At 39.4% G+C, this 12,400-nt stretch carries 12 protein-coding genes; 6 read left to right on the top strand and 6 right to left on the bottom strand.

Translation table 11 applies throughout. The annotated features are described in order from the left end of the window. The 5 genes from GXP67_RS14530 to GXP67_RS14550 form a co-directional block, all read right to left on the bottom strand. Positions 1–819, bottom strand: a complete 819-nt coding sequence (locus GXP67_RS14530; protein ID WP_162443781.1) for a universal stress protein — start codon at positions 817–819, stop codon at positions 1–3. Between the two features lie 164 nt (positions 820–983). After that, on the bottom strand, positions 984–2,348 hold the full coding sequence (locus tag GXP67_RS14535; protein WP_162443782.1) for a 1-acyl-sn-glycerol-3-phosphate acyltransferase: 1,365 nt from the start codon (positions 2,346–2,348) through the stop codon (positions 984–986). Between the two features lie 107 nt (positions 2,349–2,455). Beyond that, a complete protein-coding gene (locus tag GXP67_RS14540) occupies positions 2,456–3,802 on the bottom strand; it encodes an MFS transporter (RefSeq protein ID WP_162443783.1) in 1,347 nt (448 codons plus the stop codon). Between the two features lie 140 nt (positions 3,803–3,942). Then, positions 3,943–4,680 carry a 3-deoxy-manno-octulosonate cytidylyltransferase gene (gene kdsB, locus GXP67_RS14545; protein WP_162443784.1) on the bottom strand — a complete coding sequence of 246 codons (738 nt, stop codon included), beginning with the start codon at positions 4,678–4,680 and terminating at the stop codon, positions 3,943–3,945. Between the two features lie 56 nt (positions 4,681–4,736). After that, complete coding sequence (locus GXP67_RS14550; protein ID WP_162443785.1) at positions 4,737–5,651, bottom strand: SMP-30/gluconolactonase/LRE family protein; 915 nt, start codon at positions 5,649–5,651, stop codon at positions 4,737–4,739. 612 nt (positions 5,652–6,263) lie between these two features. Here GXP67_RS14550 and GXP67_RS14555 point away from each other — a divergent pair. From GXP67_RS14555 to GXP67_RS14575, 5 genes are all read left to right on the top strand, one after another. Next, positions 6,264–6,554, top strand: coding sequence for a helix-turn-helix domain-containing protein (locus GXP67_RS14555; RefSeq protein ID WP_162443786.1), 291 nt, complete (start codon positions 6,264–6,266; stop codon positions 6,552–6,554). Between the two features lie 283 nt (positions 6,555–6,837). After that, positions 6,838–7,161, top strand: coding sequence for a hypothetical protein (locus GXP67_RS14560; RefSeq protein WP_162443787.1), 324 nt, complete (start codon positions 6,838–6,840; stop codon positions 7,159–7,161). 29 nt (positions 7,162–7,190) lie between these two features. Further along, entirely contained in the window at positions 7,191–7,463 is a 273-nt protein-coding gene (locus GXP67_RS14565; protein ID WP_162443788.1) for a hypothetical protein, read from the top strand. Positions 7,464–7,627: 164 nt separating this feature from the next. Continuing rightward, complete coding sequence (locus GXP67_RS14570; protein ID WP_162443789.1) at positions 7,628–8,680, top strand: CBASS cGAMP-activated phospholipase; 1,053 nt, start codon at positions 7,628–7,630, stop codon at positions 8,678–8,680. Between the two features lie 232 nt (positions 8,681–8,912). Then, positions 8,913–10,403, top strand: a complete 1,491-nt coding sequence (locus tag GXP67_RS14575) for a hypothetical protein (RefSeq protein ID WP_162443790.1) — start codon at positions 8,913–8,915, stop codon at positions 10,401–10,403. A gap of 46 nt (positions 10,404–10,449) precedes the next feature. Here GXP67_RS14575 and GXP67_RS14580 read toward each other — a convergent pair whose 3' ends face one another. Beyond that, positions 10,450–10,944 carry a hypothetical protein gene (locus GXP67_RS14580; RefSeq protein WP_162443791.1) on the bottom strand — a complete coding sequence of 165 codons (495 nt, stop codon included), beginning with the start codon at positions 10,942–10,944 and terminating at the stop codon, positions 10,450–10,452. 234 nt (positions 10,945–11,178) lie between these two features. On the opposite strand from GXP67_RS14580, the gene GXP67_RS14585 reads away from it, so the two are divergent. After that, the gene (locus GXP67_RS14585) at positions 11,179–12,180 is read left to right on the top strand and encodes a hypothetical protein (protein WP_162443792.1); all 1,002 of its coding nucleotides are present in this window, start codon (positions 11,179–11,181) and stop codon (positions 12,178–12,180) included. The last annotated feature ends 220 nt before the right edge of the window (positions 12,181–12,400 follow it).

The following is a 12,400-nucleotide window of genomic DNA, read 5'->3' on the forward strand; positions in this document are numbered from 1 at the left end:
TTATTGATCGTGAAAAGTTAACAGGGGAATGGTGGTATTACAGGCGGCTTTTTTAACCAGGCTCCGGCTGGTATACGATTCGAAGAACCCCTTTTTGCGCACCACCATAGCCATCATATCTATGTTTTCTGATGCTATAAACTGGTCGAGCCCATCCAGAATATCTTCATTTTGAATTTCATGAAAGGTGAGGGCCGATTGTGGTAGTTCGGCTTCAATCTTCTTCTTGAACTGTTCGGCTACAGGATTAATCTTATCCGTTTTACGGATATGCAACATATGAATAGAAGCATTAAATAATTTTGTAAAGCTTAGTAATTCCTTCAGTGCCGGAACATTATTGGCTGAATAGTTAGTAGCAAATACAATTTTTTTGATGCCAGTATATTTAGCTTTATTGGGTACAGCCAGTACCGGACAAGCTCTCACTTGCTCGATCACATCAGCAGTATTGCTGCCAAAGAAGAGTTCTTTCACGCCGGTAGCGCCCTGGGTTCCCATCACAATCAGGTCTATATTGGCGGCAGCCCTAGCAATGGTATTGATCTGGACAATCAGATTTCCGTACCTGGAAACAGTATGTATTTCTACATCTTTATAGGCCGGGTCTATTTTGTCTTTTAATTGCACCAATGCCTGTTCAGAATCCTTTTTCAAAATATCCCGGATATCCCGGCGCATGGTGGTACTGCCAGGAGGAACATGTGCTACATTGAATAGCGTGATTTCAGCGCCTGCTTTCTGTGCGATGGGGAGTATATATTCAAGCGCATTCTTGGCATTATCAGAAAAGTCGGTAGGTAACAATATGTCCTTCATGCAGGGATTGGTATAAGGTTTAGTATTGAAAATTCAAATGCAAGTAGTAATTAATTATTAAGAATATCTCTGGAATCTGCTAACATCTTTAATTTTAAATGCTGTAGCTGTTGATACTTTAAAAAAAAAATTATTTATCAATTTTCAACTATCCACTATCCAATTTACTCAGCTGCCTTTTTTTGGGCAAAATACGCTGTATATTCTTTTCTGGCCTCTTCCAGCAACTTTACAATGGCTGATCTTTTCTGCACTAACAGAGAAGCAATTTCTTTCCGGCGGTAAAATAATGAAAAAAGCATCCATTTGTTATAAAAATTTATCAAATGATTCCAGTAATGTAACACCAGAAAACCGCTTACCGGCAAACTTACTGCATATAGCCCTGTAAGCCACCAGATATGGCCGGTAAAGCGGTGAAAAAATGTGATAAGAATAGCATAACACACACTAAAACTAAAAATTCCGGTGGTCATCATAATAGGAGCCATATACACCTCATCTTTGGTAATCAGCCTGGCAACCTTTGAGGGTATAATATAAGGTATATAATTATGGAGAAGTCCATAAAGGTATAGGGGAAAACCAAAAACAATGTACACCAAGGAAGCGATCACTGATAAGAGATTATTTTTTTGCTTCTCAGCGGCAAAAGCACTGTCTTGCAGGCGGAGTCTTTTCAGGTTAAGTGTATAATCAGCCATCTTCTGGCGGATAGTGGTGAGTTTTTCCGGCTGGTTTGACTCAAAATAGCGGATGGCTTCTACAATATGTTGCGTGAGTAAAAATTCTTCGGCTTCACTGTCTACATCCAGTACATCGGTCAGGCGGTCTTTGTACACCATTTCAATATCTTGCACCAGCTTATCTTCTTCCTCATCTCTGGTAATGATCAGGTGGCTTTCCAGCCGCTGGCGTAATTGTTCAGTTAATTGATTTACCGCTTCATAAGGATCTTTTAAGTAGCTTTCGGCAAACGATTTAACCAGAATAGGTTTATCTACATTGACGAACAATTCACTCCGGAAATGCACCGGATCGGAATAATTTAAGCCAATGGTAAGGATTTGTATACCCAGGTTGAAATTATGTTCGGCTTCGGCACCCAGGGCAATACGGGCAGTTCCGGTTTTTAACTTCCGCAAGCGCCGTTCGTTTACGCTGCTGCCCTCCGGAAAAATAAGCAGCGTGCCTTTGTTGGCCAGAAAATCGAAACACTTGGCAAAAGAAGCCCTATTATCTGGTGTTTGCCCTTCTACATCTTGTTTCCGGTAAATAGGAATCATATTCATTTTACCCAGTAGCCAGCCAATTACTGGATTTTTGAATACGGAACCATTTGTGAGGAAATATACCTGCTGCGGCAGAATGGAGGCAATTACAATAGGGTCCATAAACGTATTCGGATGGTTTGCCACCACAATTAATGGCCCTTTTGCAGGAATGGGAGCTTTTGTTTTTACCTCTACATTGGTATAAAATACCCGTAAAGCAATTTTTACGACCAGTCTTAGTAAAGCATAGAGCATAATATGAATGAGTGAATGAGAAATTGAGTACTTGTCTGCAACCGGGGTTTAGAGATTTTTAGGATTGTTTATTACAAATAGTGAATAGATAAATATAAAAGTCTATACTATTTATTATGCTCAGGCTTAGGTAATCTTGCCATCATCAGAAATATAAATCCTGCAATGAAAAATACAATCATAGAAGCGGCACTGTTGCGCATACTGCCGGTAAGCTGTAAAATAAGTCCGTAGGAAAAAGTACCGAGCACTATAGCCAGTTTTTCGCTTACATCATATAAGCTGAAATACGAAGCGGTATCTTTGGTACCAATGGGTATCAATTTAGAGTATGTAGACCGGGAAACGGATTGAATACCACCCATCACCAAACCTAAAAAGGCAGCCAGAATATAAAATTGTATCTCGGTAGTGAGGAAATAGGCTGCAATACAAATACATGCCCAGATACAGATAGCAATGGCAATCGAAAGTTTATTGCCCTTATTAGTCGCAATTCTGGCAAAGAGTTGCGCACCCAGAATAGCCACAATCTGCAAAATAAGCACAGTTAAAATAAGTTTATCCCCAGGCAAATGGATTTCTGCTTCGCCAAAAAGTGGTGCCAAAAGCATCACCGTTTGTACGCCCATACTGTAAAAAAAGAAAGCAGATAGAAACCGTAATGTTGGCTTTTGCTCTCTGAGACTGCGGAGTACTTTAGATAGTTCATGAAACCCTTTGGTTAGCAGGCCGGAAGTAGCTTTATTATGTGTAGGCTGGTCTTTAAGGAAATAAAAAGCAATTTGCGAAAAGCATAACCACCAGATTCCCACCATCAAAAAAGCCAGCCTGGTGGCCTGCAATTTCCCAGCATCTGTATCCGGCAGGCCTACCCAGCCAGGATTGGAAATGATGAGTACGTTCACCAGCAAAAGTACCACACTCCCGGTATAACCCATCGAAAATCCTTTGGCGCTGATTTTATCCATACGGTCGGGCGTAGCAATTTCCGGCAGGAAAGCATTGTAAAAAACGAGGGCACCTGCATAGCCTATACTTGCCAGTACTGAACATATAATGCCATAAGTTACGTTTTCGCCGGTAAACAAAAATAATCCTAGGCAAGCCAGAGAACCTGTATAGGTAAAAAACTGCATAAACCGCTTCTTTTTCCCACTATAGTCGGCAATACCAGATAGTACCGGTGATAAAAATACAATTACCAGAAAGGAGAAGGAAATGGCATAACTGTACAACACCGTATTCTGCACCTGTATCCCCAGAAAATTTACTGTCTCTCCTCCGTAGGCTTCCCGGGTTACGGCACTATAATATACCGGAAAAATAGTTGCTGTAATGGTAAGATTATATACAGAATTAGCCCAGTCGTACGAACACCAGGCATTGATTACTTTAGGGTTATTTTTATAGGTAGGTTTTTGAGCCTGAACTGGATGGGTAGAATCTATCATGTGGTAATTTACTGATTTGGCTCTATTTCTGACTCAAGGCATAGAAATTATTTTGACCCAATAAAACCAGCCAACATCAACTCAACTCATACTTATTTCAATCAGTAGCAGAAAGTATCCCATATATTAATGGAGCAGTTTCAGCGATTTTCGAGCGCTTTCCGCAAGTCTTCGGGCGTATCAATCCCTGAAGTGTCGTAGGGGGTGATAGCAACTTTTATACTGAAGCCGTTTTCTATCCAGCGTAATTGTTCCAGTGCTTCGGCTTTTTCCAGAAAAGATACCGGCAATTTCGTTAGCTGGGCTAGTACATCGGTACGGTAGGCATACATGCCAATGTGTTTGTAGAAGGTACTTTTTTCCAGCCATTCCCAGGCATCAATTCCTCGGATAAAAGGAATTGTTTGCCGGCTAAAGTAGATGGCTTCCTGGCGAATATTGAGAATGACTTTAGGTTTATTGGAATCAAATAATGTTTCTGTATCTTCTATCTTTTTTACCAGCGTTGCCAGTTCTATGGAAGAATCTTCAAGAACAGAAGCCAGAATATTGATTTGTTCCGGTTGAATGAAAGGTTCATCGCCCTGAATATTAATTACATAATCGAATGATTTACCTGTTTTTTGAAGCGCTTCATAACAACGGTCGGTGCCACTTGGGTGCTGATCGCTTGTCATTATCACTTTACCACCGAAATCTAATACATGATCGTGAATCATCCGGTGGTCGGTGGCAATTATTACTTCCTGTAACGAATTCGCCTGTAAAGCCTGCTCATATACCCGTTGCACCATGGTTTTCCCATGAATCTGTGCTAAAGCTTTTGCCGGAAACCTGGAAGAAGCATAGCGGGCTGGAATAATACCAAGAATGTTCATAGGGCAAATATAAGGAAAGCCACTACAGTAAACGGGCTATTTAAAGAAGTATTGATCTACTTTACTCCTTTTACCTGCATAGGCAAAATGTATACAGACTCTGAAGCGGTGATAAAAAGAATGTCCCTGTTTTTCCCACTGAAGCAAACATTGGCCGTCCAGCCCGAAGGAACCTCGATCTGCTGAATTTTTTTACCTTCCGGATTATAAATGCTTACACCCCTTCCTGCCAGATAAATGTTGCCTTTTTCATCGATAGTCATTCCATCGGAGAGGTCATCAGCAAAAGTCTGGCGGTTTTTCAGGCTGCCATCCAGAGCAATTTCATACTTGTATATCTTTTTTGGTCCCATATCGGCTACATACAGATATTTTCCATCTGGCGTACCGATCAGTCCATTGGGTTTTTGCAGGTCTGCATCAGCGATTACAGGCTCTTTACTTCCTTTGGCGAGATAATATAATTTTTCACCTCCAATGCCCGGATCAGGACTTTTTCTTTCCCAGTAATCCCGCTGAAAATAAGGGTCCGTAAAATAAATGCCTTCTTTCGGATCTATCCACAAGTCATTGGGGCCATTCAATCGCTTTCCTCCAAAATCGGTAAGCAAAACCGTTACTTTCCCTTTCGGACTAATAGACCACAATTGACTATTTTCATCGGCACAAGTAATCAGATTTCCTTTTTTATCGAAATACATCCCATTCGACCGTCCGGCTTTATCCATAAAAACAGATAATTTACCATCTGTACTATACTTCCATATTTTATTGTTGGGCTGATCAGTAAAGAATACATTGCCTTGTTTGTCAACCGCAGGCCCTTCTGTAAATTTAAACTGGTCAGATATCCGCTGCGGCTTACCATTTCCGGCAACTATACTTTCTGCAGCTTGTCCATATACATGGATCATTAGACTTACCACTAAAATCAGTAAAAGAAACGGCAGGATTTTATACAATAGTCTCATAATACAATGATAGTCATTCTTAATTGCTCTTTCTGGATTTTGTTTATAAAAATGCTCATGATAGTAGTTCTGAAAATTTAGTTATTCTTGTACATATAATATTCCTTGGAGAAATAATTATACAAAAACAAGTAATACTTAAAAAGATGATGAAAAGATCAGGTAGACAAACACAAAATTTATGAAGTTTAACGTATTTATAGTCAACACAATATAAATAGTCATTAGGTAGACTAACTAATTTGATAGAATGGTATTAATAGTACTTTTTAGTGAAAAAACATATGAGACACATTTTCATAGATGTGATTTTTATTCATTCTTTCTATAAATGCAAGTTCATTAAACTTCTCTTTTTCCTGTAAAAAAAATGAAAATGGTCTAAATGTGTTAAAGATTGCAAGATTTGTGTTAATAAAAATCGAATCTCAGCATGTAATTTTACTTCACATCCAGCAAGGAAAGAGAAAGTAAATTTAATCTATTTAAATGTTCAATACCACAGACTCTTCATCAATAAAGTATACAAATGCCTCTTGTTAGTTTTTAAAGTTTACCTAATCAGAGGCATTTTAGTGTGCTATAACCCGAAAAAACCTACTACTTAAAACTATGAAAGTTGCTCATCTTATAACCGTTGCTGAAGACTGGCCAGCCAGAAAGAAGCTAAAAAAGGCGCCTCCAGTACTGCCTTCTAACAAGGATGTACTTACCAAACGCGAAATCGAAATTATTAAACTCATGTTTGATGACTATAATACTAATGAAATTGCCTGGGAATTATCTATTAGCACCAGAACAGTAGACACTCACCGCAAAAATATGCTCAGAAAAACTGGTATTCAAAGTACCATCGGGCTTATTAAATATGCACTTGTAAGGGGTCTGATTCGCCTTGAATAACCCAAGCGCCCACCTATGTTCCACATAAATCAGACCCCTGCAAACACTTCTATCTAGCTAACGATAATTGCAATCATTCAACCCAATGTATCATTTATCAATCAGGTGTTTCTCTATGAGAAGCACTTGATTTTTTTATACATACTCCCACCACCTACCTAATTAAGATTATATCAGTTTCTTATCCACCGGAACTGAATATTCCTTCTTAAATTTAGCCTGTAATAAGCTGATTTTCATTGTTTTTACCTACAATTCTCTTATAGTTAATTGCTGATTTACTATGAACAACACCCAAGGGTTAGGCCTGACTATCCAGGTAATGAATAATTTTAAAGCTTTATGGCTGGGCCAGCCGGAGATACGCCAGGTGATTAATATGTTGCGTGAATTGTATACGCAAATAGAATTATTAAGCAGCTTACTGATAGAAGGCAATGTTCAAAGCGAAACCCTACAGATTTGTAAGCAACAAATGGCATTACAAGCGGTAGCTTTAATGGAAACAATGTCTGTTGGCTTTAATCAGCGGCAAACCTCAGCTTCTAAGCGTATAATGGTTTATACCTATACAGATATTTACCTGGCCCCCCCAAAATTGCCTTAAGCCGCTGTCAGGAGATCTATCAAAATGTAATGCAACTGCTGCCTGTTTTAAAAGAGGATGGTTTGGTTACTACCGATCCTGAACAATTCAATAATACTATTAGTCTCTACAGGTTAAACCTGGAAAAAGAAATAGTTACCAAACAAGATCTGACTACCTATACATATACGCTGGCAAAATTGTATCAGGAAGCTGAACACTTACTGCAAACCCGTTTAGATGTGCTACTTGCTCCTTATAGCGAGTATTATCCGGAATTTTATAAAGCTTACCAGCAAAGCCGTATTCAAGAGCCATTTTAATGTAGAAACTACACCTTTAACTCTTCAGATTACAGCTTTTTAACTGCTGTATAGCATCCATTTGCAAAATTATTCCATTTTGTTTGCACTTTTTCAATAATTTTTTCAACTTATTGGTTACCAGGGGTATAAGTTGCCATTAACCCTAAACAATCTCCACAGGTATGAAACCTACCCGACTTATTCTCTCCATTGATGGTGGCGGAACCAGAGGTATTATTCCAGCTACTATTCTGGCTATGCTTGAAAACAAATTAGGAAAGCCTTGTAACCAGATTTTTGACCTGATCGCCGGAACGTCTACCGGAGGCATTATTGCCCTGGCCTTGGCTGCAGGTGTAAAAGCCCGTGCCGTGCAGGAACTATATTTGGATAAAGCAGATGATATTTTTAATGATGATTTCTGGGATAACCTTCGGGATGGTTTTGGCAAAAACCTGGGAGCTGATTACAAGCAGGATAAACTTAAAAGAATATTACAGGGAATCATAGGAGATTTAACAATGGGTGATGTGCATGAATCCTCAAAAAATTCTTCCCATCCCTTTACCGTGATGGTGCCTACATTTGACTTGTCTCCGGAGAAAGATATGACTAAAATGGACCGCAATTACCGGCCTAAGATATTTACTTCCTTTCACTCTCACGACTTTTCAGCCCGTCTGGTAGATATTGCCTGTGCTACTTCGGCTGGACCAACCTATTTCCCGATTTTTAAATCACCTGATAAAAACCTGCCTGGCAGTTATATAGATGGCGGAGTTGCCATTAATCATCCGGCTATGTCGGCTTTGGCTATGGCTGTGAATGAAGAAAGTGGTTTAGGATGGCCTATTGGAGAATGTAGGGTGCTATCCTTAGGTACTGGTACTTCTAATACCAACTGGTTTGACCGCAATAAAATTGGAGATGGCGACTGGGGAAATATGCAATGGGTAAAATACCTGCCTGACTTACTAGTAGAGTCGAATATACAGGCATCTGAATATTATGTAAGGCAGATGATACCCAATTGCAACAACAATTACCGCCGCATTCAGCACGATCTGAGCAATTTACCCGGCGCCAGAGGCAAAACCATTGGCATGGATACTGTAAAACGGGAGATCCTGGAGGCCATGCAGCATAAAGCAATTACCTATTTTAATGATGCTGCCAATCAACAGGAATTGATAGATTTTGTGGAGATGAAGGAAATGGCTCCTCTACTCGTGTGAGATTCCCTCAAATTAAAAAGTTGCCTAATAAGATAAATAAGCCAGGAAGAATATTCCATACGGTATTTCTTATTCAAAAATAGTTGTAAACTGGTTTTCTAAAGCCTGCAACCGCTCATGGTGTCTGGTAGGAGGCTGCATTAAAAGGATGTTAATCCTCCCCTCAACTGCATTAAGTTACAACTTAATGCAGTTGTATGCTCTATTTTTTCTCAACCAACATTCTAATCATATGAGCTTTTTTCCTGAAAACGAGGCTATTTTATTCATTCCTGGATTAGCTAACCTGGAAATGAATCAGACAGTAGAAGCATTTGCCTACCGGCTCAAAAAGTCGCTCGACATAAATTCTCCTGAAGAAAATGACAAGTTTATAACTGAGTTGCGAAAAACAACTTACGGCAAGGATAATAAACAGGAATGCCAGATTGTTTCTATTTACCGGATATCAAATAATGAAAAGAAGAAGGTATACGACATTTATGAATTGAATTACTGCCGGGATCTGATCCGCAGGTTCGAACAAATGAATGTTCTGTTTAAAACAATGGTATTATTTACTACGGTCACTGCCAAATTGCCCAGGTTTTTCTGGGTAATTATCCGCCGGACCAAAGGCCTTCACCTGAGAGACAAAATACAGTCACTCTATGTAGGACTTATTTTGTTGTCGATCAGTTTGTATGGGATTATGCTGCTTACCGCTTTAGTTGCCAGCATCGAACAGCCCTTGGCGAATCAAAACTGGGGTTCACTGAATCTGGGAAATGCCATACAAACCGAAAAACAAACCATATCAGCCATTCTACATACGTATTTTGGTTCGTTTTCCTTGCTTCCGGCTGCACAAGAAGTATTCTCCTGGATTGGAAATGTATTATTACATATTTACCGGTTTTTTGCTGACATTTTTTTACTCCTCTGGCAAATTCCGCTGATGGTATTTCATGTCGCCCTTACATTCAGAGACTGGATTATTGGTTCGGCAGCTATATTATTCTTGCTACTCCCCAATATCCGTACTTTTATTACCAATACAGCTACTCAATATATCTGCTATTTTAATTATCTGAACGTAGGTGAACGCAGGCTTAATATTATCGGGAAACTTGAAGAAATATTAGAATGTGCTTCGGAAAGCAAGGAGAATTACAGCAAAATAAGTATACATTCTTTCAGCTTTGGATCTATTGTGGCCTTAGATGCCTTATTTCCCTACGATGGTGTAATTTCAGAACGGATGAAAAATATCCATACCTTAATCACCGTAGGCTGTCCATATGATTTTATCCGTGTGTACTGGCCTAATTATTATAACCGGCAAAAACTGGCTGAAAACAAACCTCTTCAATTACAACGGTGGTACAATGTGTATTCGTCTATAGATATTCTCTCTTCCAATTTCCGGGATGATTCTTCCCAGAAAGAAGCCGAAAAAATGATAGGTGCCCAGAAACCAACCAATGTTCCTTTCAATGCGATTACTCCAGAAGATGTTTCTACCTGGGATAATTTCACCTTGCTGGGTTTACGTGCACATACTTTGTACTGGGAGGATGAATCTTATAGCGCCTCTTATCTGACTAACCTTTTTCAGCAGATGAAAAAAGATGAGGAGAAGGCAAATAGAGAACAAATAGTGCAGGAAAACGCTAGAACAACTTTTGATTTAACTGTATCTACGGCTGCATTGGTTGATGAAGTTGCATTAGCTAAAACATAAGGAATAGAACCTAGCATTCTCCTGCATTCAATATATAGCCTATTCATCACTGCTCACTTGTTTCGCCAGTAGGCATACTATCTTCTGAATTTCGTGCGACACCACCCATTGGAAAACCGGAAGCAGGATTAGTTGAATGTTGCAATTGCTGTGTAGGAAGATCCGGATTATCTTTCATAGCAGGATCATCAGCTGGCTTCTCTGCAGCGGCATCTCTTGCCTCCTGTAAACTTTCAGGGCTCACATAATCATTGATAGCTGGCGTACCAGCTGTAGTAGGCCGGTTGGCATCCGGGCTTATTTCTCCAGTACCAGGTCCGGAACCTGCCCCACTAATGGATTTTCCATCTACCCCTGCTATATTCCACTGATGCGTATCCATAAAGGCGGCTCCTTTGGTCATATCCAGTAAGTCTTCCTTTGCCATACCTAAAGGCGTATTCGGTTTTTTATCCAGGTCTATCGCATCTGATTGTTCATCTGCTTGCTTGCGTGCTATTTCTTTTTCTGGTTGTTCTTCGTGATGTTGATTAGGTTCCATAATAGGTTGATTTTAGAATTGGTGCTACTACATACGTATTTTGTCCAGTCTTGGTACAAATTTCCTCGAAAAAAGAAAAATTTGACCAGTCACATTTGAATTTTGCCGCTGAACAAATCCAGTCATAATAGCTATATAATGTAGGTTACTCCAGATATGCCATACCATTAAGAAGGTGTTTACAATATATAGTAAGCATTTTGTATCGCACCCTCTAAAACACATAACTGATCAATGAAAAAAATACCTTTACGTGCCCTATTTCTGGCAGGTTTATCTCTTATTACTTCTATTGCACAAGCCCAGACACCTGTTTTTTACAGCGAACCTTTAATTCCTTATTTCTCTAAAGTGCCTACTCCGCCAGCTTCTGTTGCTGAAGCTTTTAAAATGAGTGCATATGATGCCAGTACCTATACAATTACATCTCCTGCCTACCTGACAGAATTCAGATCTAAACTATCAAGCATACAGGAAGATATTCAGATAAGTAGTGCCATGTTAAGCATGAACGCAGGACCTTCTACAGATACCCAGATGAAACTGGCGGCTCAAATGCAAGATCCGGTTTTTCAGAAAAAAATAGAAGCGATGAGCCAGCAGGAAAAGATGGAGTTTGCCATGAAAATGCAACAGGAAATGGCGGCTGGCAGCGCACCTGTGCAGGCAGAAGATGAAGATGTAGCAGAGGTTATTAATGAAATTGCTGAAATTACCACCAATCTGAATACGAAACATGGCCTATTGAATTTTGAAAACAGCCTCAATGGAAAATATAGTGCATATAGCCAGAAGATAAAAGAATACAATCTGAAAATGCAGGAATGGGAAATGGCTGAGGTAGCAAAGCTTCCAAATCTTCCTCAAAAAATGGGAGTATCTGCTGGAAAAGACCCGCAGAAAGTAAAAAATATCAAACTGGCCTCTATTAATAAACAAATTGAATTCATGGACCAGCAGTTAAAAGCGTTCAATATAGAATGGAATAAATACCTGCAAGCGGTTCGGCCACAACTCACCAAAGCCGACCAGAGATTTGCCAAGATTGAATATTATAAACGGGTTCGTAACAATGCCTTTAAAAATACACTTCTGGCACATCAGGGAACCTTACTGAGCTACGTACAAACTATGGCCGAAATTTCAGAACTTATTATTAAAGAATCTGCTGAGTTACAGGCGTTAAAGTTAAAAGTTGAACATGCACCGCTTACCGAATACGAAGGAAACTTATAAATAGCTGTAAAACTTATTTTTTAACAGTGTTGATCGCCCAACATCTGTATTGGAACCAGGGACTTTTTAGTTCCTGGTTTTTTATGTACTGCATTTTGATGTTCTTTCACATTCTTCAGATAGTGCGGCTTATTCATTTTCTCCAGCCTTTTCCTGAAAAAAACTAACTTGCCTATACTTTATGTTGATATTGAAGGTACTATGCTTTGCCTTTTCATTC

Origin of the sequence: Rhodocytophaga rosea, assembly GCF_010119975.1 — a bacterium.
Classification (GTDB): Bacteria; Bacteroidota; Bacteroidia; order Cytophagales; family 172606-1; genus Rhodocytophaga; species Rhodocytophaga rosea.